Source organism: Stenotrophomonas sp. SXG-1 (genome assembly GCF_014083965.1).
GTDB lineage: Bacteria > Pseudomonadota > Gammaproteobacteria > Xanthomonadales > Xanthomonadaceae > Stenotrophomonas > Stenotrophomonas geniculata.
In genome coordinates, this window is record NZ_CP046588.1 from 1,522,934 (window position 1) to 1,543,483 (window position 20,550).

The window sequence follows — 20,550 nt, forward strand, 5'->3', positions numbered from 1 at the left end:
GCGCGTGCATGAGCCGCGGCCACTGCATCCTGTCCCACGGTTTCGAGAGCGGCCCGGAAGCGACCAAGGTCACCGCGCTGGCCGACGTGGCGCAACGCCTGGGCTGGACCCATGAACGCCCGGACTACACCGACCTGGACGCGATGAGCGAGGTCAGCCGGGTGGGTGACGTGCGCACCCGGCTGCAGCGCCTGGTGGAACGTACCGCCATCGCCGCCCAGCAGGGCCCGGTGGTGCTGGCCGGCTCCAGCCTGGGCGCCTACATCTCCGCCATCGCCTCGCTGCAGGTGCCTGTGGCCGGCCTGTTCCTGATGGTGCCGCCGACCACCATGGGCCCGATGCCGGCGCTGGATGCTGCGGCGGTGCCGACCACGGTGGTGCAGGCCTGGCATGACGACGTGGTACCGGCCGCCGGGGTGATTGCCTGGGCGCAGGCGCGTTCGGCGCAGCTGCTGCTGGTCGACGACGGTCACCGCCTGGAGCACCACGTGGAGGCCTCCGCGCAGGCCTTCGAGCGCCTGCTGCGGCAACTGTGAAGCCCGGGCGCACGGCGCGCCCGCCCGCTTTGACTACAATGACAGCCCCGCCGCCCCCGGCGCGGGCCTGCCGGCCGTGCCTACGGCCCTCCTTTCCGACTGGCCCGGCCCCTGTGCCGCGCCCGACCATCTGCGAACCGATTCCGTGAAATTCTTCGTCTCCTGCGCCAAGGGCCTGGAATACCTGCTTGCCGATGAACTGTCGGCCCTGGGCCTTGCCAAGGCCACTGCCACCATTGCCGGCGTCAACGCCGAGGGCGAACTGGAGCAGGCGCTGCGGATCGTGATGTGGTCGCGCCTGGCCAGCCGCGTGCTGTGGCCGATCGACGAGTTCGAGTGCCCGGACGAGCAGGCCCTGTATGACGGCGTGCGTGCGCTGCCGTGGCATGAGCACATCAAGCCGGAGATGACCCTGGCGGTGGACGCACATGTGTCCGGCGACAAGATCACCCACGCCCGCTTTGCCGCGCAGCGGATCAAGGACGCCATCGTCGACCGCATGCGCGATGAGGGCCTGGAACGCCCCTCGGTCAACACCGACCTGCCGGACGTGCGCGTCAACCTGTCACTGCGCAAGGGCCGTGCCTCGCTGTCGATCGACCTCGGCGGCGGCCCGCTGCATCGCCGGGGCTGGCGCGGTGCCGCCCACGAGGCACCGCTGAAGGAAAACCTGGCTGCCGCGCTGCTGCTGCGCGCGCAGTGGCCGCGCCTGCACGCCGCCGGTGGTGGCCTGCTGGACCCGATGTGCGGCAGCGGCACGCTGCTGATCGAGGGCGCGCTGATGGCCGCCGACGTCGCTCCCGGCCTGATGCGCCATGGCAGCCTGCCGCCGAGCCGCTGGCTGGGCTTCGACAAGGCCGCCTGGAAGACCATCCAGAGCGAAGCGCGTGACCGTGAGGCCGCAGGCCTGGCCGCGCTGAAGCCGGTCATCCACGGCAGCGACATCGACCCGACCGCGATCCAGGCGGCACGCGAGAATGCCGAGGTCGCGGGCGTCGCCCACGCGATCCGCTTCACCCGCGCCGACGTCGCCGACCTGGCCGCGCCGGAGCAGGAGATCGGCGCGGTGGTCTGCAACCCGCCGTACGACGAGCGCCTGGCCGCCGATCCGGCGCTGTACCGCGCACTGGGCAACGCCCTGCAGAAGGCCGTGCCGCAGTGGCGTGCCAGCCTGCTGTGCGGCAACGACGAGCTGGCCTTCGCCACCGGCCTGCGTGCGGGCAAGAAGTACCAGATGTTCAACGGTGCGCTGGAATGCGCGCTGATCGTCTGCGACCCGATCGCCGTGCCGGGCCGTGACCCGGCGCAGCCGCGCGAGCTGAGCGAAGGTGCGCAGATGGTGGCCAATCGCCTGCGCAAGAACCTGAAGAAGTTCAAGAGCTGGCGTGCCCGCGAGGACATCACCTGCTTCCGCGCCTACGACGCCGATCTGCCGGAGTACGCGGCGGCCATCGATGTCTACGAGGAAGACGGTGGCAAGCGCCGCACCTTCCTGCATGTGCAGGAATACGCCGCACCGGCGGCGATTCCCGAGAACGACGTGCGCCGCCGCCGCAACGAGCTGCTGGCGGCAGCGCGCGAAGTGTTCGGCGTGCCGCCGGAGCAGGTGTCGATGAAGTCGCGTGAGCGCGGCAAGGGCGGCAGCAAGTACGGCCGCTTCGAGCAGCGTGACGAGTTCATCGTGGTGCGCGAGAACAACGCGCTGCTGCAGGTGAACCTGTTCGACTACCTCGATACCGGCCTGTTCCTCGACCACCGCCCGCTGCGCCGGATGATGGCCGAGCAGGTGCGCGGCAAGCGTTTCCTCAACCTGTTCTGCTACACCGGCGTGGCCAGCGTGCAGGCCGCGGTGGCCGGTGCCGCCAGCACCACCAGCGTCGACCTGTCGGCCACCTACCTGCAGTGGTGCTACGACAACCTGGCGCTGAACGGGCAGGGCGGCAACCAGCACCTGCTGGTGCAGGCCGATGCCATGGCCTGGCTGGAAGGCGACCGGGGCCAGTACGACGTGATCTTCTGCGACCCGCCGACCTTCTCCAACTCCGCGCGTGCCGATGACTTCGATGTGCAGCGCGAGCAGTTGAAGCTGCTGCGCGCAGCCGTGGCGCGGCTGGCACCGGGCGGCGTGCTGTATTTCTCGAACAACTTCCGCCGCTTCAAGCTGGAAGAGAACGCCATCGCCGAATTCGCCCAGTGCCGCGAGATCACCGCGCGCACCATCGGTCCGGATTTCGAGCGCAACGCGCGCATCCACCGCGCGTGGGAACTGAAGCGGTTGGGGTAAGTCCGTCAGTGCCGGCCGATGGCCGGCACCACCCATCTGGCCAGTAGATCCACGCCATGCGTGGATGGCGGTTACAGCAACCCCACCACCAGCCCGGCCACCGGCAACGCGATCGCCAGCGGCGCGATCCACTTCGGTCGGTACGGGTACAGCCCGAACGACAGCGCCACACCGCCCAGGGTCATCGTGCCCAGCCACAGCACCGGGCCCATCGCCCAGCCATGGTCGACCACGCACAACGCGAACGCCACCGTCAGCAGGGCCCAGCCCAGCACCCGCCACTGCGTGCGCCGTGCCGGGGGAGCTGCAGCCTTACCGTGCAGGTCGTGCTGGTGCTTTTCCATCGCCAGCGACAGGGCGGTGAACGCAGAGAACGACAGCGTCAGAGCCAGCAGCATCATGCGCTGGCCTCCGCTTCGGCCGCTTCGACTGATGCCTTCGGCGCTGCTGCGGCAGCCGCGCGCTTCTTCTTCTCGGCCGCACTCAGCGGTGGCGTCCAGCGCTGCATGCGCCAGCCGCACATCGCCAGCATCGCGCCGAAGGCAATCATCGACAGATCAACGCCGGCCAGCACCCAGTCACCGTTGCGCAGGGTGACGCCCAGGTGGGCATGCGTGGTCAGCGCGTTGACCACCGGCACCAGCGCGAACGCGGCGGCGCCCAGGTACAGCTGCCACGCCCACATCATCCGCTTCGGCCAGATGAAAGCGGCCAGCAGCGCGCCGCCCCAAGCGTAGAAGAACACGTTGGCTTCCGCACTCGAGCGCTCGGCGATGGCCAGCGGCAGCAGGCGGTTGCCCCAGAAGTAGGCGGCAAAGGCGATCGGCAGCCCGGCCACGGTGCCGATGTTCAGCGCATCGACCAGGCGCAGGCCGAAGCCGATGCGTCCACTCTTGGCATGCTTGGGATGTTCCTTCACCGCCCACAGCACCACGCCGCTGGCGACCATCAGGCAGCCGACCAGGCCGGACAGGAAGAACAGTGCACGCAGGCCCCAGTCGGCAAAGCGTGCCAGATGCAGGCCGTACAGCACGCCGCGGGTGGCGGTGGCGCCACCGGAGGGCGGTGTTTCTTCCAGCAATGCACCGCTGACCATGTCGTAGCGCACGGCCGGGGTGTCGGTGGACAGGCGCTTGCCATCACGCTGGCGGATGTCGATCACCGCATTGGCCGCGCCCGGGTTGGACACGGTGAAGCCGGCCACTTCCACGCCGTGCCAATGCGCACGCGCGCTGTCCAGCAGTTGCGCGATCGGCAGCGGTGTTGCGCGGCCTTCGGCCGGCGCGGTCACCTCCGGCATGCCGCCGAAGGCTTCGCTGAAGAACTTGTCCTCGTCCTGCGGGTAGGCGACTTTCACGCCCCACGGCAGGTACATGATCATCAGCGTGACGATGCCGGTGTAGGTGATCATCGCGTGGTAGGGCAGGGCCATCACCGCGCTGACGTTGTGGAAATCGAGCCAGGAGCGCAGGCCCTTGTCCTTGCGGAAGGTGAAGAAGTCCTTGAAGATTTTCTTGTGGGTGATGACGCCGGTGATGATCGCCACCAGCATGAACATCGCGCAGAAGCCGACCAGATAGCGTGCCCACAGCACCGGGATGTAGTGCAGGTCGAAGTGCAGGCGGTAGAAGAAATCACCGCCGCGGGTCTCACGGGCCTTCAGTGCCTGGCCGGTGTTGGGGTCGAGCGTGGCATCGCCGAAGCCGCCTCGACGGCCACGGCTGGGGTCGGCCAGTTCCGGGGGCAGTCGCCAGAACATCTGCATGGCCGGGTTGCGCGGCTGCGGCAGGGTGACGAACCAGTTCTCGGCCTGCGCGGCGTTGGCCTGCAGGTAGTCCACCGCGCGCTGCGCGGCGACGTCGATGCTGACGTTGCTGGACGGCAGTTCGGGACGCATCCAGCGGCTGATTTCCTCGCGGTAGTAGCTGGCCGTGCCGGCCATGAAAATCAGCAGCAGCAACCAACCGACCAGCAGCCCGGTCCAGGTGTGCAGCCAGGCCATCGACTGGCGGAATCCGTTCTTCATGCCCAGGCCCCCAGCATGCGCGCGATGGCAGCCATCAGCAGGGTGGGAGCGAGAATGCCGATCCACGCACGCAGCGCGCTGCGGGTAGCGAACGCCCACAGCGCCGCGCAGGCGGCCACCAGAATCGCCAGCAGCATGCCGGTCAGCACGGTCTGGCCGCGCGCGCCAGGCAGGGCCACCGCGCAGAACACGCTGGTCACCGAGGCCAGCGCGTAGCCGCCGAAGATTGCAGCCAACGAGCGTGACAGCACGCCCCAGCGCGGGTTGGAGAAGAAGGTGCGGGGGCTGGCGGTTGCGGGCGAGCGGTCCACGGCGTTCCTGCAGGTAGGGGAGGGGATGGAACGCGTCCGCGGCCCCCTTGCGCCCTGCGCATGTCGCCCAGCGTGTCCCATCGACGAAGCACCGCCCGCGCAGACGGGCAGCCCAGAGGTCGGGGATGTACACGGGCGATGGGCGCGTCTTCCGCGCCCGTTTGGCTAAGCGTACAACCGATCAGTAAATGATAGGCATTCGCAATTTATGAATCAAGCATGATAAGCGTGAGGAGGGGCGACGCCTAGAACCTGAACACCACGGTTGCCGCATGCAGCAGCAGGCCAATCAGGCCACCTACCAGGGTGCCGTTGAAGCGGATGAACTGCAGGTCGCGGCCCACACTCAGTTCCAGCTGCTCGACCAGGTGCCGCTCGTCCCAGCCCTTCACGGTCTGCGCGATATGCGTGGTCACGCCCTCGCGCAGGCGCCCGGTCAGGCGCTGCGCACCTTCCAGCAGGTGCTGGTTGAGGGCCTCGCGCAGGGCCGGGTCGGCCTGCAGGCTGCTGCCCAGCGACGCCAGGCTGCGCTGCAGGTGGCCGACCAGTGCCGAGTCCTCGCGTTGCAGGTCGGCGCGCAGGCTGGCATGGATGCGCGCCCACAGCCCTTGCACGTAGTCCTGCAGGGCGGGGTGGTCGATCATTTCCTGCTTGAGCTGCTCGATGCGCTCGGCCAGGGCCGGGTCCTCGCGCAGGCGCTGCACGTAGTTCTGCAGCCAGCTCTCGTAGTCCTGGCGCAGCGGATGCTGCGGCTCGGCCAGCACCTGCTGCAGTTCTTCCAGCACCGCCCGCGCCAGGCGCTCGGCCAGGCTGTCGCCGATCTCGTCGATCGGCTTGACCCAGTTCACCGTGCTCGACAGGGTGGGCCACTCGCGCTGGATGTAACGCACGATCAGCTGCGAAGCACGCTCCTTCACTTCCGGTTGCTCCAGCCAGCGCCCCAGGCGCTGCAGGCCCTCGTCGAGCACGCGCTGGTGGCGCCCATCGGCGGTCAGCAGGGCCAGCAGCTCACCGGCGGTGGCGGCGGCATTCCACTGCCGCAGCTGCTGCACCACAAAGGCGTGCAGCTGCCGGCGCACGGCGGTTTCGTCGAAGAAATCCAGCGCCTGCAGCGCCCAGCCGCGGGCCATGTCGGCCAGCATGCGCGAGCGTGCCGGGTCGGCCAGCCAGCTGCCGAGGCGGCTGGCTGGATCGAACACCTGCAGCTTGGCCAGCAGCACACCCGGCTCCAGGAACTGGTCGCGCACGAACAGGGCGAGACTGTCGCCGATGCGTTCCTTGCTGCGCGGGATGATTGCGGTATGTGGGATCGGCAGGCCCATCGGCCGCCGGAACAGCGCGACCACAGCGAACCAGTCGGCCAGCGCGCCCACGGCCGCTGCTTCGCAGAAGGGCGAGACCCAGGCCCAGATGCCGCGCTCGCCCTGCCAGTGGCTGATTGCGAAACCGGCCAGCATCAACAGCAACAGGCCCAGCGCGAGGGCTTTCAGGCGCCGCAGCTGAGCGCGGCGCGGATCGTGGGCAGGCGTCATGCGGAAAGTCTAACCGCAGCTTGGTGACGCCTGTCTGTAGAGCCGAGCCCATGCTCGGCTGCCTTGCGCGTGGAAAAGAGCAGCCGAGCATGGGCTCGGCTCTACAGAAGCGCGTCGAGAGCGCTTAGAGCGCTTCCAGCTGCTTGCGCAGCGCGGCCAGCTGCGCGCGCAGGGTGTCGTTCTCGCGGGTCAGCGCGACCACGCGACGGCGCAGGGCCGGTGCATCCTCGCCCAGCTGTTCCAGTGCCGACAGAACCTCGGCATCGCGGCTGGCCACCTCGTCCTCGCTGGGTTCTTCGAAATCCATCTCGCCTGGTTCAGGCTTCGGTGCACGCGGCTTGCGCTTGGACTCGCGCACGCGCTTGGCGGCCTGCTTCAGCTCGTCCTTGCCACCGGCGGCGGCAGCGCGCTGCTCGTCTTCCGGCAGGTCGGCCACGGCCGCAGCGGCGCTGATCGAGATCACGCCGGCCTTCACCGCTTCCACCACCTCGGCCGCGGCCTGGGCGTGGATGCGCTCGATCATGCCGACCTGGCTTGTGCTCAGCTTGGCCTCGCGGGCCAGCTCGGCGCGGCTGATCTTCGGCGCCGGTTCCCACGGCGGGCTGTCCTCGCCCGCGTCTACGACGACGTCGGCGGTGCCGTCGCTCTCGCGCTGCAGCTGGGCCTGCTCGACCTGCTTGCGGGCGGCCAGGATGTCGCGCTTGCGCAGCGCCAGCACACCGCGCTGGAAATCGGACACGCTGCGGCGGCCCAGGTGCTGCTCGATCATCCACAGGTGCACGTCTTCCATGCTCTGGAAACGGGTGTTCTGCACGGTGTTGAAGGGCAGGCCGTGCTTCTGGCAGATGCCGAAACGGTTGTGGCCATCGACCAGCACATCACCCCACAGCACCAGCGCATCGCGGCAGCCTTCGGCCAGGATGCTGCGCTCCAGCGCGTCATGTTCGTCCGCGGTCAGCGGGTCGATGTAGGCCTTGAGTTCTTCTTTGACGACGATATCCATGGGCACGGCAGCGAGCAGGAGCGGAACCGCCCATTGTACCCGCTCGCCACCGCTGGCCCGGGCTCAGGCGGTGGCCCGGATCATCTCGCCCAGGGTGCCGGTGATCTGGTCGATCTGTGCCTTGTCCACGATCAGTGGCGGCGACAGCGCGATGATGTCGCCGGTGCAGCGCACCAGCAACCGGCCGTCATGGAAGCAGCGCCGGAACACCTCGTAGCCACGGCTGCCGGGAGCATCGCGGCGCGGTGCCAGCTCGACCGCGCCGACCAGCCCGAAGTTGCGGATGTCGATCACGTTGGGCAGGCCCTGCAGCGCATGCAGCCGTTCCTGCCAGTACTCGCCCAGCTCGATGGCGCGCTCGAACAGGCGCTCCTCGGCGTAGACGTCCAGCGTCGCCAGCGCTGCGGCGCAGGCCAGCGGGTGGCCGGAATGGGTATAGCCATGGAACAGCTCGATGGCCTGCGGCGGTGCCTGCATCAGCGTGGTATGCACGGCGTCGCTGGCCAGCACGCCACCCAGAGGCACCGCGCCGTTGCTGACCGCCTTGGCAAAGGTCAGCAGGTCCGGGGTGACCCCGAAGCGTTGCGCGGCGAACGGCATGCCAACCCGGCCGAAGCCGGTGATGACCTCATCGAACACCAGCAGGATGCCGTGGTGGTCGCACAGCTCGCGCAGGCGCTGCAGGTAGCCGGGTGCGGGCAGGATCACCCCGGCGGAGCCGGCGATGGGCTCGACGAAGACGGCGGCAATGGTGGAGGCGTCGTGCAGCGTGATCAGTCTTTCCAGGTCGTCGGCCAGTTCCGCGCCCTGGCGCGGCAGGCCCTTGCTGAACGCATTGCGCGGCAGGTCCAGGGTGTGGCGCAGGTAGTCCACGCCACCCAGTTGCAGGCCGAACGCCCTGCGGTTGTTGGGCAGCCCGCCAAGTGCCATGCCGCCGAAACCGACGCCGTGATAGGCCTTCTCGCGGCTGATGAAGCGGGTGCGCTGGCCCTCGCCACGCTGGCGGTGGTAGGCCAGCACGATCTTCATCGCGGTATCCACCGCCTCGGAGCCGGAGCTGGTGAAGAACACATGGTTGAGCGGGCCCGGAGCCAGTGCGGCCAGTCGCTGCGCCAGCGCGAAGGCCGGCGGCGAGCCCATCTGGAAGGCCGGCGAGTAGTCGAGCGTGCGTGCCTGCTCGGCGATGGCATCGACAATGCGTGGGCGGGCATGGCCGGCGTTGCAGCACCACAGGCCGGCAGCTCCATCGAGGATCTGGCGGCCGTCGACATCCTCATAGTGCATGCCTTCGGCGCGCACCAGCATGCGGGGTGCCGCCTTGTACTGGCGGTTGGCGGTGAACGGCATCCAGTACGCGTCCAGTGACTCGGGGCGCTGGGTGGCCAGGTCGTGCAGGTCGCTTTCGGGACGTTTCATGCCAGCTCCGTCGGGTCCGATGCGACGAATGTAGCGCAGCCGCGTCACGGCGGAGTCGCGGCGGTCCCGGTATAACGAAGGCTCGTTGAATGTTGGAGCTTTCCATGGCTGATTTCCCCGACCGTAGCCATTGGCAGGCGCTGGCCCTCCAGCTGTCGATGCCGGGCCAGGCCTTCATCGACGGCCGCTATGTCGATGCCGCCAGTGGCGCCCGCTTCGACTGCATCAGCCCGATTGACGGTCGCGTGCTGGGCGCGGTTGCCGACTGCGACGCGCAGGATGTCGAGCGCGCGGTCCTGGCCGCGCGACGCAGCTTCGAGGCGGGCCACTGGTCGCAGGCCACTCCGGCCCATCGCAAGCGCGTGCTGCTGGCGATGGCGGCATTGGTGGAAGCGCACGCCGATGAACTGGCCCTGCTGGAAACCCTGGACATGGGCAAGCCGGTGCGTGACGCGCGCCGTATCGACCTGCCCGGCGTGGTGCGCTGCCTGCGCTGGACCGCTGAAGCGGTGGACAAGCTGTACGGCGAGGTCGCGCCCACCGGCCCGCACGAGCTGGGGCTGGTCACGCGTGAGGCCGCTGGCGTAGTGGCGGCCATCGTGCCATGGAACTTCCCGCTGTTGATGGCGTGCTGGAAGATCGCACCGGCCTTGGCCATGGGTAACTCGGTGGTGCTCAAGCCTTCCGAGCGGTCACCGCTGAGTGCGCTGCGGCTGGCCGCACTGGCCGCCGAGGCGGGCCTGCCGGAGGGCGTACTGAACGTGTTGCCGGGCCACGGTGCGCGCGTTGGTGAACCGTTGGCCCTGCACATGGACGTGGACGTGCTGGCCTTCACCGGTTCCACTGCCACCGGCGCGAAGCTGCTGGAGCATTCCGGGCGATCCAACCTCAAGCGGGTCTGGCTGGAATGCGGTGGCAAGAGCCCGCATGTGGTGTTTGCCGACGCCCCCGATCTGGACGTCGCCGCCAAGGCGGTGGCACAGGGCATCTTCTTCAACCAGGGCGAAGTCTGTACTGCCGGCTCCCGGCTGCTGGTCCAGCGCTCGATCCGCGAGGATTTCGTGCATCAGGTGATCGCCCATGGCCAGCACATGCAGCCGCAGCATCCGCTGGAGGCCGATGCACCGATGGGCGCGCTGGTGGATGCCGCGCATCTGCACAAGGTGATGGACGATATTGCACGCGCAGAAGGCGAGGGCGCGCGGCTGCTGCTGGGTGGGCGACGGGCCGAGGTCGAGGCCGGCGGCAGCTATGTGCAGCCGACAGTGTTCGACCAGGTGCGCCCGGAGCAGGCCTTGGCGCGTGAGGAAGTATTCGGGCCGGTGCTGGCCGTACTCGGCTTCGACGACGAGGCCGAAGCGGTGCGCCTCGCCAATGACAGTCGCTACGGCCTGGCCGCGGGCCTGTGGACGCGTGATCTCAGCCGCGCCCATCGGGTCGCGCGGCAGTTGCGCGCGGGTAGTGTCTGGGTGAACGGCTGGGATGGTGGCGACATGACCGCCCCGTTTGGTGGTTACAAGCAGTCCGGCAATGGGCGGGACAAGTCACTGCATGCGTTCGACAAGTACAGCGAGATCAAGGCTACCTGGATCCAGTTGTAACGACGCGATTGCTGGGCGGCTGTTCGCTCTTTGTAGAGTCGAGCCATCCTCGACTGCCGTTCGCCCCTCTGTAGCGCCGAGCCATGCTCGGCTGCATCTCGGCAAGAGCAGTCGAGCATGGCTCGACTCTACAAAGGCGTGCCCTCTACCGGCAGCGGGTGCTCACCTGCAGCACGGCCGCACGCAGCATGTCGCGGTCGGCTTCTTCGACGGCGTTCTGGAAATAGTCCATGTCCTGCTTGCCCAGCTCGCACGGGTCGACGATGTACCCCGGTGGCCACAACCCCAGCAGCTGCGCCACGCCATGCACGATCTGCTCGGGGGTCATCTGCCGACGGATCCGGAAGTAATTGCGGCGCGGCCCGAACGCGGGATGGACCTCGCGCCGACCGATCAGGCGTGGCGCCACGCCCGCCGCGCTGATACCGTCACCGCCATCGATGCTGCCCGCAGGCAGGTCCAGCATCAGTGGCGCCGGTGCAGGCGGTTCCTCGGACGCGGGCGTGTTGACATCCGTGGGTGCCGACGGGGTCGGGCGTGGCGCTGTCGAGGGGGCCGGACGCGCCGCCGATGTGGTGGGGGGCGCCGGATGTGGTTGAACCGCCGGGGGGTGCTCCGGCGGTATCCAGCGCAATGAAATCCTGGCACCTTCGTCGCTGCGCAGCGTCATCCTGCCACTGCCCAGCAGCCACACTGCCATCAACCCATGCACCAGCAGCACCGCCAGCCATGCCGCCATGCGCGGCAGCTTCGGCGAATCGGACCACGACAGCGCGACTGCAGTCATCGGCAAAGCATCCATGCAGGGACCGGTGGCGCAGACTAGCGGGCGGCCCGAAAAATTCCGTTGGCATCGGTGTCGGCTGAAACCATCGCCCCGTGTGGCCATCGGCGCGTGGCAGAATCGGGCGATCCGCCGTTACCCGTGTTGCCGATGTCGACGATCACCGCTGCCGCGCCACCCGTGAATTCCCCCAGTCGAGTCCTGCTGGCCAGCCTGATCGGCACCACCATCGAGTTCTTCGATTTCTACATCTACGCCACGGCTGCAGTGCTGGTGTTTCCGCACCTGTTCTTCCCGGACAGCAGCGAACAGGCCGCGCTGCTGCAGTCACTGGCAACGTTTGCGGTCGCGTTCATCGCGCGCCCGGTGGGCTCGGCGGTGTTCGGCCACTTCGGTGACCGCATCGGCCGCAAGGCCACACTGGTGGCCGCGCTGCTGACCATGGGCCTGTCCACGGTGCTGATCGGCCTGCTGCCCACCCATGCCCAGATCGGCCTGTGGGCCCCGGCGCTGCTGGCGCTGTGCCGCTTCGGCCAGGGTCTGGGCCTGGGCGGGGAGTGGGGCGGGGCGGTGCTGCTGGCCACCGAGAACGCACCGCCGGGCAAGCGCGCCTGGTACGGCATGTTCCCGCAGCTGGGCGCACCGCTCGGCTTTCTGCTGTCGGCCGGCATCTTCCTCGTGCTTGGCCGCTGCCTGAGCCAGGACGACTTCCTGCAATGGGGCTGGCGTATTCCGTTCGTGGCCAGCGCGCTGCTGGTCGGCCTTGGCCTGTGGGTGCGCCTGAACATCCACGAGACACCCGATTTCAAGAAGGCACTGGAGCGCAAGGCGCCGGTGCGGCTGCCGATGTGGACGGTGCTGCGTGACCATCCGGTGCCGATGCTGCTGGGCACCCTGGGCGCGTTCGCCACCTTCGTGCTGTTCTACCTGATGACGGTGTTCAGTCTCGGCCATGGCACTGCAGTGTTGGGCTACAGCCGCGAGCAGTTCCTGCTGATGCAGATGGCCGGCATGCTGTTCTTCGCGCTGGGCATCCCGCTGTCGGCGCGCTATGGCGACCGTTGGGGCACGCGGCGCACGATGATCGTTGCCAGCGTACTGATCGTCGGCTTCGGTGTGCTGTTCGCACCGCTGTTCCAGCCGCACAGCCCGTGGCTGGTCACTGGCTTCCTGTGCCTGGGCCTGTTCCTGATGGGCCTGACCTACGGCCCCTGCGGCACTTTCCTGGCCGAGATCTACCCGGTGGAGGTGCGCTATACCGGCGCGTCGCTGTCATTCAACCTGGCCGGCATCCTCGGCGCGGCGCCAGCGCCGTACCTGGCCACCTGGCTGGCCGAACGCTTCGGCCTGGTCGCGGTGGGCTACTACCTGTGCCTGACCGCGGTGGCGACCCTGTGCGCGCTGGTGGCACTGCACCGGCGCGCGCTGCGGCTCAACCAAAGAAGCGCTTGAGCGTGCGCCCCAGCCAACCGCCGCCCTGGTGTTCGCGGGCGAACTGGTTAAGGTGCGCCTTGACCTGTTCGGCATAGGCCTGGTCATCACCGCGGATGTGGTTGAACAGCCAGCGCGAGAGCATGGTGCGCAGTTCATCGCTGATGTCCTCGCCGGCCTGGAAGCGCATGCGGTATTCCGATACCCGCTTGATGAAGACCTCATGCACGCGCTTGTGCGCGGCACAGAACGGATAGCCCGCTTCCTCCATCAGCTCTTCCTCGAACGCGAAGTGCGACATGGTGTAGTCCACCACCTCATCGATCACTTCACCCACCGCCGCACGCTGCATGCTGGCCTGGGCCACGTGCAGGTGGTTGAGCATCTCGATGATGCGGCGGTGTTGTTGGTCGATCACATCGATGCCGATGTTCAGATCGTCCTGCCAGACCAGTAGTGCCATCCCCGGCTCCCCTTCATGCGTATGTCGGGGCCGACTGTAGAACTGCCGCGCGGGTGCGGCGTTGATCTGGATCAAAGCGGGCCGGTCAGGGCAGGGCAGGCTCGCGTGGGCGCAGCGGGCTGGCCACCGTGGTGCAGCTGACCCGGTTGCGGCCACCGGCCTTGGCCAGGTACAGCTGGCGGTCGGCCTCGGAGATCAACCGGTGCAGTGCATCACGCTGCGGGCGCAGGCAGCACAGGCCGATGCTCACGGTCATGCGCAGGGTGGCGGTGCCGATGTCCACTTCCAGCGCGGCGATGCGCTGGCGCAGTTCCTCGAAGTACAGCAGCGCCTCGTCCTGTTCCATGTCCGGCACCAGCAGGCAGAACTCCTCGCCACCGAAACGTGCGATCAGGTCCTGGCTGCGCGCATGTGCGGCCACCGCGCCGGCCACCGCACGCAGTGCATCGTCGCCGGCTTCATGGCCATGGGTGTCATTGATGTGCTTGAAGTGGTCGATGTCGATCATCGCCACCGCCACGCACTGGCCATGCAGCTGCAGCTGCGGCAGCTGGCGCTGGCTCTGCTCCAGGAAGCAGCGGCGGTTGGGCAGGCCGGTCAGGAAGTCGCGGGTGGCCAGATCCTGCAGGGTGCCGATCAGTTCCAGCTGGTCCACGTTCTGCGAGACGCGGCAGAAGAATTCCTCGCGCGAAAAGGGTTTTCGCAGGAAATCGTTGGCGCCGTTCTTCAGGAAGCGCGGGATCAGCGAGGCATCGGTATTGCCGGAGATGCCAATCACCGCCACCTTGTCGCGCGAGCGCAGGGTGCGCAGGCGACGGGTGAACTCCACGCCCTGCATGCCGGGCATTTCCTGGTCGACCACCGCCAGGCGGATCGCCGGGTGCGCCTCGATCGCAGCCAGGCCCTCGTTGCCGTCGGCGGCTTCATGCACCTCATGGCCGTACATGCGCAGCAGGGCCGCAGCATAGCCACGCGCGGACGGCGAATCGTCCACCACCAGCGCGGCGATGCGGCGGTTGCGTTCCAGCCGCTGCACCAGCCACACCAGGTAGTCGATGCTGCCGGGGGTGTTCTTCAGCACGTAGTCGATGATCTGCTGCTGCAGCACGCGCTTGCGCAGGTCCTCGTCGTACACGCCGCTGACCACCACCGTTGGCAGGTCGCGCTTCAGGAAGAACTCGACCACCGCATCACGGTCGCCGTCGGCCAGCACCAGCCCGGTCAGCACCAGGAACCAGCCGCCACCTTCGCCGAGCAGGCGATCGGCCTCGGCGAGGGTGGAAGCGATCACCACCGGCAGTTCCAGACGCTGTTCGATGGCTTCGCGCAGCATGCCGGTGAACGCACGGGAATTTTCGACCAGCAGGATCCGCTGTGGCAGGGGATCGGCCAGGTCGCCATCGACGGCGGCCTGCGGCAGGACGGGCATGATGCGGTGGCTCACGAAGGAGGGCTCGGCACGGATAGCGGCGGTTTCGGGTGTAACTTTAGCGGCGAACGTTGCGCGCTGGGCCAGATTCCGTGTCAGGCCGCCGCTGGCGCCGCGTGGCTGATCGATTCATGCAGGACCAGTCGCAGCCGATTGCCCCGGCAGTTGACCTTGCCGCCGTAAGCAAGCATTCGACCGGCCAGGCGCTCGACGGCCTGGTCGGTGGTGCGTGCCGACAGCGTGCAACCACGGTCGAGCAGGCTCACGACAGCAACGATGCCGCGACGTCCGCCCGCCCGGCCACTTCGGGCACGCACGCAGACCTGCCCGGTCTCCAGCTCCAGCAGCAGTGACACCGCCTCGATCAAGGAGCGATAGATGGCCAGTTGCAGATCTACAGTCAGCAGACAAGGGTTACCCGCCAGCCTGGGCGGAATGACGCGATGCGTGTTGTTCCAGATCTCGCATGCGCCGCCTGCTTGCAGCGCGATGTACAACCCGACCTGCTCCAGCCCGGTGGGGTAGACCATGCTGGCCTGCTCGCGGAACAGACGTGAGTGCACGGATGACGCGTGTTGCAGGCTGTTCGCCACGGCATGATGACCCTGATCCTTCAGCCAGCTGACCATCTCGCTGAGCGAACTGTCCATGCCCTCGCCTAGATGCTTCAGATGGGCCGCGCGTTCACGCAGCTCACGCTCGCTGGTCTGGTGGGAACTGCGTGCCAGACGCAGGGCGTTCCGTTCAGCCTGCCAACGGGCCTGTGCGCGTTGATGGTGATAGCTGATGCTGGATCCGAGTGCGAGCAATGCGACGCTGATCACAGCCATGTTCTGTTGGGTGGCGAACGTACCGAGGTCGAAAGAGGAGGGCAGGCCGGTACTGGGCGTAGCGCCGTGAAGTGGGAGGTTCAACAGCGGAATCGCGATGGCAGCGCCACGCCAGCCATGCATGAAGGTCAGGGCGATGGCAGGCAGAGCCGCCAGCAGGACAAGGTGTGTGCGGGTGGTATGGGCGCTGCTGTCTGTCAGTTGCATGCCCAACCCCAGTATCAGCATCGCCAGGATCGCCGCAGCTGTAGGCGCGACAAAGCGGGTGCTCCAACTGGGATCCACGTGCCGCTGCGCCCAAAGAAAGGCCAGTGGGAGCAGGGTAATGATGGCCGCGAAGTGGCCAAAGATCGTTCGGTCGACCGCGTCCAGCAGGTTGCTCGGCGGAGGATTCGACCAGAGGACATATGAAATGCTCAGGTTGAGAGCCGGGACGAACAGTGCCGTGCAGATCGACAACGACAGCAGCCAGAGGCCGGTGGCTGCCTCGGACGGCATTCTCCTTCGATGCAGGTAGACCACCAGCATCGCCATCGGCATCAGCAGTGTCGAAGCCAGAATGACCCAATCCAGGCCATAGGAGTCGATCATAGGAATGCGCAGCGTTGCGAAGTACGCATACTCGCCCAGCAGCAGGTAGGGCCACAGACGGGTCGGGACGATCAGCAGCGCCGCTGCCCGGATACCTGCGGGCAGGAAGAACTGATCCAGCGAGAACTGACGCGATATGAGGCAGCTGGCAGCATAGGTGGCGGCCAGCACAAGACCGACCGGACGGATCCGGAAGCTCAGCTCAATTGCCTTCTTGAATCGGTCCAAGCCTGAGCCTCCCATGCTCCGGGGCATCACGCCAAGCCCGATGTGGACACTATCTGTAGACGAAAGGACGTGCAATCTCTACGGGGGGCATAGGGCGCCCACAGGGTGCTGGTAGTTGGTTCCTGATCTTCCGCGGCGGACGCAGTTTTCCACATTGCATCCAGATGCGCGCTGCTATGTATCAAGAGGGCCCATAGACATATAGTGGTCCTTGAATGCCCAGGTGAGGCGAGGGTGCCGTGCGGCGGAGCATTGACGGCGGTGCCCGGCTCAACAGGGTGGGAGTTTCATCGTGCTCTTCGTTTTCTTTATCGAGGAAAAAAAATGCGAGTAACTAATGCTGGGGCGGTGTTGGGAGTGATCATCGCCGCTGGGCTGCCGATGGCGGTTTGGGCACAGTCTGACGATCACGGTATCCGTTTGAGCCGGCAGGGGCTGGGGGAGGCATTCCCTGCGACGGTCAATCTGAGCCAGGATCCTGCTTGGCAGGTCTACGGTTTCCAGCGTGATGGTATTTCCTATTTCCAGGTAAATGACCTCGCTGGTCGCATCCAGGTCATCATAGGCAACGCTGGTGGAGTTTTCTGGGCGCTCCCGGCCGGCAAGGCGCAGATACCTGTGTCGTTGCCAGGCCAGCCGTTGCCAGTACCAGGCAATGCAATCCGCTCGCTGGTCTATCGCGGAAATGGTTTCGTGTTGGTGCGCTACAGCGCCGGTACAAGTGCGGTCTGGGCCATCGAAACGCAGTAATCACTGGTCAGCAGGTGGCAAACATCACCTGTTGGTCAACCGTTCTCAGCCAAATCTCGGTCAGCCATGTGTCCGTTCACCGGCACGCCGGTGCGACTGTGGTCAGGCGTTCACCCGATTTTGAGCCTAGGCGGAAGATGCAACTCGGGCGCCAAATGAACTCCCTTCTTGCGACTCACGCAGTGTCGTGGTGCCAGGCTCCACCAGCACCATGACGATGCGGCTTTGGCGACAGTGAACGGACCCACCAAAGGCCAGCGCACGCCCGGCCAACCGCTCCCTGACGAGACTGACGGTTGTTGGGGACAATGCGCGATGCCGATCCAGCAGCGAGGCTGTCATGACGATTCCTCGCTGTTGTCCCGCGTTGACGCAGCGTGCCCGGACGATGACCTGCCCGGATTCGCACTTCAACAACAAAGAAACGGCATCGATGAGAGTCCGGTATGCCGTCAGCTGCAAGTCCAGGCTGAGACGGCAGGGATCACCGGCAAGGCGCGGTTCGGCTACGCGGTGCGTATTGACCCACGCCGAGCGCACGCCTCCGGCCTGCAGTGCAACATACAGACCCAACTGCTCAAGCGCAGTGGGATACACCAGGCTTGCCTGTTCGCGGAACAGCCGGGAGTGCACATTGGCTGTGTGAGTCAGGCTGTTGGCAATTGCGGAATGACCGTGGCTGTTGAGCCAGTTGATGACTTCCGAAAGCGACAGGTCGATGCCGTCACCCAGCTTGCGCAGGTGAATCGCGCGTTCGCGAAGATCTGACTCGCTCGCTAGGTGCGAGCTGCGCGCAAGGTTGATGGCGTTCTTTTCGCCCACCTCACGCAACTGATAGCGCCGACGAAAGTGGCTTATACGGGAGCCAAGCAGCAGTAGTGCTACTCCCGTGATGGCCATGATTTGCTGTGTGGTGAACGTTGCGGCATCAAAGGCTGCTGCATAGGGCTTTGGCGTTGTCAGGCCAATAATCAGATTCAGCATCGGTACGCCGACGGCCGCACCGCGCCAGCCATGCAGGCACGTGAGTGCGATCACGGGCAGCCCCATCAGTAACTGCAGGGACGTCCGGAGTGTACTGGCTTCGTTGGGAATCAACGATGCGGTAACGCCGAGCAATGTCATCAACAACAGGGCCACGGCGGTGGGGCCTGTGAAAATGGTCTTCCAGTGTGGTTCGGTGTTTCTCATTGCCCAAAGCAATGCGAGGGGAGTCACCGTAAGGATGGCAATGAAATCACCTACGCTGAAACGTGCTGCACGGGAAAGGAACGCAAGCGCCGAATCTGCGGGTGGCGTTGGCCAAAGCAGTTGGGAAAGGCTCACATTCAAGAGAGTGACCACGACGGAGGAAAGGAACGCGATGGCCAGAAGACGGGATGTGACCGAGTTCGCAAAAAAGCTGCGGGCCCAGCGGGTGATGAGCATTACTGCAGGCATCAGCACGCCTGACGCGAGGATGGCCCAGGCTGCGCCGTACTTTTCAACCATCGGCAATCGCATCTGCGCAAAGTAGGCGTACTCACCCAGCAGCAGATAAGGCCAGAACCGCGTTGGGCATAGCAGCACTGCAGCCACGCGAACGCCGGCAGGTAGGTAGAACTGATCAAGGGACAACTGGCGGGTGGCCCAACAGGCAATGGCATACAGCACAGCCAAGGCAAGTCCTGCCGGATGGATGCGCAACTTCAGCTGCAGGCCTTCATTCCACCAATTCAATCGCACTACCCCTTCACAGTACGTTCCCTGTCAGCATCCATTCGCCGCGGGACCCGGTTCGTGCCGACGGTATCGACACGCGTTCGATTATGCAATCTCCGCAGCGCAGCGCCGGGCAAGTGAGAAAATCATCACATGAATTCCCGTGGCGACGGGTTTCACAGTTTCCGAGGGAGCCAATTCAGGGTGATCCCTGATCAACTCACCACAACGCATCCCGCAGCTTGTACCACGACATCGCCGCCACCAGCAGCGGCGTGCGCAGCAGCCGGCCGCCAGGGAAGGGGGCATGCCGCAGGCGCTGGAACACATCCAGGCGCTCGCTCTGGCCTGCAATGGCAGCGGCGATCACCTCACCGGCCAGCCCGGCGGCGGCCACCCCATGGCCGGAGAACCCCTGCGCGAAGTACAGGTTGCCGTCCAGCCGGCCCCAATGCGGGGCGCGGTTGCGGGTAATGTCCACATAACCGCCCCAGACCTGCTCCAGCGCCACGTCGGCCAGCTGCGGGAACACCTGGTGCATGCGCCGCTGCATCACCCCGCGCAGGCCGGGCGGGGGCAGTGCTGAATAGCTGGCACGGCCACCAAACAGCAGGCGGTGGTCGTGGCTGAGACGGAAGTAGTCCAGTGCCCAGGCGGTGTCGGCCACGGCCATGTTGTTGCCGATCAGGGCATGGGCGCGCTCGGCACCCAGCGGCGCGCTGGCGCCGATATAGGTGCCGACCGGCATGATCCGCCGTTCCAGCTCGGGCAGCAGGCCCTGCAGCCAGGCGTTGCCGGCCACCACCAGATGCGCGGCGCGCACGCTTCCCTGCGCGGTATGCAGGGTGGGCTGCGGTCCGAGCTGCACGCGGGTCACTGCGGAGTTCTCGTGGATCACCGCGCCGGCCGCACGCGCCGCATCGGCCAGTCCGCGGGCATAGGCCAGGGGCTGCAGATGCGCGCTGAGCGGATCGAACATCGCGGCGCGGTAGCGCGGGCTGTCCAGCTGTGCGCGCAGGGCATCACGGTCCCACCACTGCATGGGGTAGTCGTAGTGGCGTTGCAGATGCTCGCAGTTGGCCCGCAGGTCGCGCTCATGGCGTTCGCGGATCGCGACGCTGGCGTGGCCTTCCACCCAATGGCAGTCGATGCCGTGGCGATCGATGCGTGTGCGCATTGCCTGCACCGCGTCGCGTGACCAGTCGAACAGGTGGCGCGCATCATCACGACCGAGCTGACGCTCCAGCTCGTCCACCTCGCAGCCATAGCCGACCAGCGCCTGGCCACCGTTGCGACCGGACGCGCCCCAGCCGATCCGCTGCGCGTCCAGCACCACCACGCGCTGGCCGCGCGTAGCCAGTTCAAGTGCGGCGGTCAGGCCGGTATAACCCGCGCCGAGCACTGCGACATCGGCCTGCACATCCCCCCGCAACGAGGGCAGTGCGGGCGGTTCGGGCAGGCTGGCGGCGTACCAGCTGGGCGGGAAGGCGGCGCTCACCGCGGGCCTCGCGGGCGCAGTGCGGGAGGGGGGAGCGGGAGAGGACGATCAGCATTCACCCGCGTAGTTTCGCCGATGCGTGACAGCCATGGTGTGACGGCGACGACTTGCCGCCCTCGGCGGGCGACGGGTAACG

At 66.7% G+C, this 20,550-nt stretch carries 17 protein-coding genes; 5 read left to right on the forward strand and 12 right to left on the reverse strand.

The annotated features are described in order from the left end of the window. Positions 1–8: 8 nt before the first annotated feature. The gene (locus GOC52_RS06930; RefSeq protein WP_019336678.1) at positions 9–536 is read left to right on the forward strand and encodes an alpha/beta hydrolase; all 528 of its coding nucleotides are present in this window, start codon (positions 9–11) and stop codon (positions 534–536) included. Positions 537–681: 145 nt separating this feature from the next. Next, positions 682–2,820, forward strand: coding sequence for a bifunctional 23S rRNA (guanine(2069)-N(7))-methyltransferase RlmK/23S rRNA (guanine(2445)-N(2))-methyltransferase RlmL (gene rlmKL, locus GOC52_RS06935; RefSeq protein ID WP_019336679.1), 2,139 nt, complete (start codon positions 682–684; stop codon positions 2,818–2,820). A 71-nt stretch (positions 2,821–2,891) separates the two neighbouring features. Here rlmKL and GOC52_RS06940 read toward each other — a convergent pair whose 3' ends face one another. The 6 genes from GOC52_RS06940 to GOC52_RS06965 all read right to left on the reverse strand — a co-directional run bounded on the left by GOC52_RS06940 (position 2,892) and on the right by GOC52_RS06965 (position 9,108). Beyond that, positions 2,892–3,221, reverse strand: coding sequence for a DUF3325 domain-containing protein (locus GOC52_RS06940; protein WP_010486188.1), 330 nt, complete (start codon positions 3,219–3,221; stop codon positions 2,892–2,894). Next, positions 3,218–4,846 carry a PepSY-associated TM helix domain-containing protein gene (locus GOC52_RS06945; RefSeq protein WP_191850992.1) on the reverse strand — a complete coding sequence of 543 codons (1,629 nt, stop codon included), beginning with the start codon at positions 4,844–4,846 and terminating at the stop codon, positions 3,218–3,220. Before GOC52_RS06945 ends, GOC52_RS06940 begins: the two co-directional genes overlap by 4 nt. Continuing rightward, positions 4,843–5,157: a DUF3649 domain-containing protein gene (locus GOC52_RS06950; RefSeq protein ID WP_019336682.1), complete on the reverse strand. Its 315-nt coding sequence runs from the start codon at positions 5,155–5,157 to the stop codon at positions 4,843–4,845. Before GOC52_RS06950 ends, GOC52_RS06945 begins: the two co-directional genes overlap by 4 nt. A gap of 245 nt (positions 5,158–5,402) precedes the next feature. Continuing rightward, complete coding sequence (locus tag GOC52_RS06955) at positions 5,403–6,689, reverse strand: DUF445 domain-containing protein (protein WP_191850994.1); 1,287 nt, start codon at positions 6,687–6,689, stop codon at positions 5,403–5,405. 124 nt (positions 6,690–6,813) lie between these two features. Continuing rightward, positions 6,814–7,692, reverse strand: a complete 879-nt coding sequence (locus tag GOC52_RS06960; RefSeq protein ID WP_191850996.1) for a ParB N-terminal domain-containing protein — start codon at positions 7,690–7,692, stop codon at positions 6,814–6,816. A gap of 63 nt (positions 7,693–7,755) precedes the next feature. Continuing rightward, a complete protein-coding gene (locus GOC52_RS06965; RefSeq protein ID WP_191850998.1) occupies positions 7,756–9,108 on the reverse strand; it encodes an omega-aminotransferase AptA in 1,353 nt (450 codons plus the stop codon). A gap of 104 nt (positions 9,109–9,212) precedes the next feature. Between GOC52_RS06965 and GOC52_RS06970 the strand changes: the two genes are divergently transcribed. Continuing rightward, a complete protein-coding gene (locus GOC52_RS06970; RefSeq protein ID WP_191851000.1) occupies positions 9,213–10,709 on the forward strand; it encodes an aldehyde dehydrogenase in 1,497 nt (498 codons plus the stop codon). A gap of 145 nt (positions 10,710–10,854) precedes the next feature. Here the strand turns inward: GOC52_RS06970 and GOC52_RS06975 are convergent, their stop codons facing one another. Beyond that, positions 10,855–11,496 (reverse strand): hypothetical protein, encoded by a 642-nt coding sequence (locus GOC52_RS06975; protein WP_057504259.1) that lies wholly within the window; start codon positions 11,494–11,496, stop codon positions 10,855–10,857. Between the two features lie 147 nt (positions 11,497–11,643). Between GOC52_RS06975 and GOC52_RS06980 the strand changes: the two genes are divergently transcribed. After that, positions 11,644–12,945, forward strand: a complete 1,302-nt coding sequence (locus GOC52_RS06980; protein WP_010486179.1) for an MFS transporter — start codon at positions 11,644–11,646, stop codon at positions 12,943–12,945. Here the strand turns inward: GOC52_RS06980 and GOC52_RS06985 are convergent. The 3 genes from GOC52_RS06985 to GOC52_RS06995 all read right to left on the reverse strand — a co-directional run bounded on the left by GOC52_RS06985 (position 12,926) and on the right by GOC52_RS06995 (position 16,465). After that, the gene (locus tag GOC52_RS06985) at positions 12,926–13,387 is read right to left on the reverse strand and encodes a bacteriohemerythrin (protein ID WP_004151683.1); all 462 of its coding nucleotides are present in this window, start codon (positions 13,385–13,387) and stop codon (positions 12,926–12,928) included. The genes GOC52_RS06980 and GOC52_RS06985 overlap by 20 nt on opposite strands. A gap of 85 nt (positions 13,388–13,472) precedes the next feature. Continuing rightward, positions 13,473–14,816 carry a diguanylate cyclase gene (locus GOC52_RS06990; RefSeq protein WP_010486178.1) on the reverse strand — a complete coding sequence of 448 codons (1,344 nt, stop codon included), beginning with the start codon at positions 14,814–14,816 and terminating at the stop codon, positions 13,473–13,475. A gap of 95 nt (positions 14,817–14,911) precedes the next feature. Then, positions 14,912–16,465 (reverse strand): MASE1 domain-containing protein, encoded by a 1,554-nt coding sequence (locus GOC52_RS06995; RefSeq protein WP_043400407.1) that lies wholly within the window; start codon positions 16,463–16,465, stop codon positions 14,912–14,914. Between the two features lie 357 nt (positions 16,466–16,822). Here GOC52_RS06995 and GOC52_RS07000 point away from each other — a divergent pair, with 357 nt between their 5' ends. Next, entirely contained in the window at positions 16,823–17,215 is a 393-nt protein-coding gene (locus GOC52_RS07000) for a hypothetical protein (RefSeq protein WP_235304002.1), read from the forward strand. A 126-nt stretch (positions 17,216–17,341) separates the two neighbouring features. On the opposite strand, the gene GOC52_RS07005 is transcribed toward GOC52_RS07000, so the two are convergent. Next, positions 17,342–18,940 carry an MASE1 domain-containing protein gene (locus GOC52_RS07005; protein WP_043400413.1) on the reverse strand — a complete coding sequence of 533 codons (1,599 nt, stop codon included), beginning with the start codon at positions 18,938–18,940 and terminating at the stop codon, positions 17,342–17,344. A 196-nt stretch (positions 18,941–19,136) separates the two neighbouring features. Then, positions 19,137–20,414 (reverse strand): NAD(P)/FAD-dependent oxidoreductase, encoded by a 1,278-nt coding sequence (locus GOC52_RS07010; protein WP_049455535.1) that lies wholly within the window; start codon positions 20,412–20,414, stop codon positions 19,137–19,139. Between the last annotated feature and the right edge of the window lie 136 nt (positions 20,415–20,550).

Bases quoted from the DNA above. Each gene is read 5' to 3' on its own strand.
- GOC52_RS06930 (WP_019336678.1), top strand. From the start codon at position 9: ATGAGCCGCGGCCACTGCATCCTGTCCCACGGTTTCGAGAGCGGCCCG.
- GOC52_RS06940 (WP_010486188.1), bottom strand. From the start codon at position 3,221: ATGATGCTGCTGGCTCTGACGCTGTCGTTCTCTGCGTTCACCGCCCTG.
- GOC52_RS06945 (WP_191850992.1), bottom strand. From the start codon at position 4,846: ATGAAGAACGGATTCCGCCAGTCGATGGCCTGGCTGCACACCTGGACC.
- GOC52_RS06955 (WP_191850994.1), bottom strand. From the start codon at position 6,689: ATGACGCCTGCCCACGATCCGCGCCGCGCTCAGCTGCGGCGCCTGAAA.
- GOC52_RS06960 (WP_191850996.1), bottom strand. From the start codon at position 7,692: ATGGATATCGTCGTCAAAGAAGAACTCAAGGCCTACATCGACCCGCTG.
- GOC52_RS06965 (WP_191850998.1), bottom strand. From the start codon at position 9,108: ATGAAACGTCCCGAAAGCGACCTGCACGACCTGGCCACCCAGCGCCCC.
- GOC52_RS06970 (WP_191851000.1), top strand. From the start codon at position 9,213: ATGGCTGATTTCCCCGACCGTAGCCATTGGCAGGCGCTGGCCCTCCAG.
- GOC52_RS06975 (WP_057504259.1), bottom strand. From the start codon at position 11,496: ATGACTGCAGTCGCGCTGTCGTGGTCCGATTCGCCGAAGCTGCCGCGC.
- GOC52_RS06980 (WP_010486179.1), top strand. From the start codon at position 11,644: ATGTCGACGATCACCGCTGCCGCGCCACCCGTGAATTCCCCCAGTCGA.
- GOC52_RS06985 (WP_004151683.1), bottom strand. From the start codon at position 13,387: ATGGCACTACTGGTCTGGCAGGACGATCTGAACATCGGCATCGATGTG.
- GOC52_RS06990 (WP_010486178.1), bottom strand. From the start codon at position 14,816: ATGCCCGTCCTGCCGCAGGCCGCCGTCGATGGCGACCTGGCCGATCCC.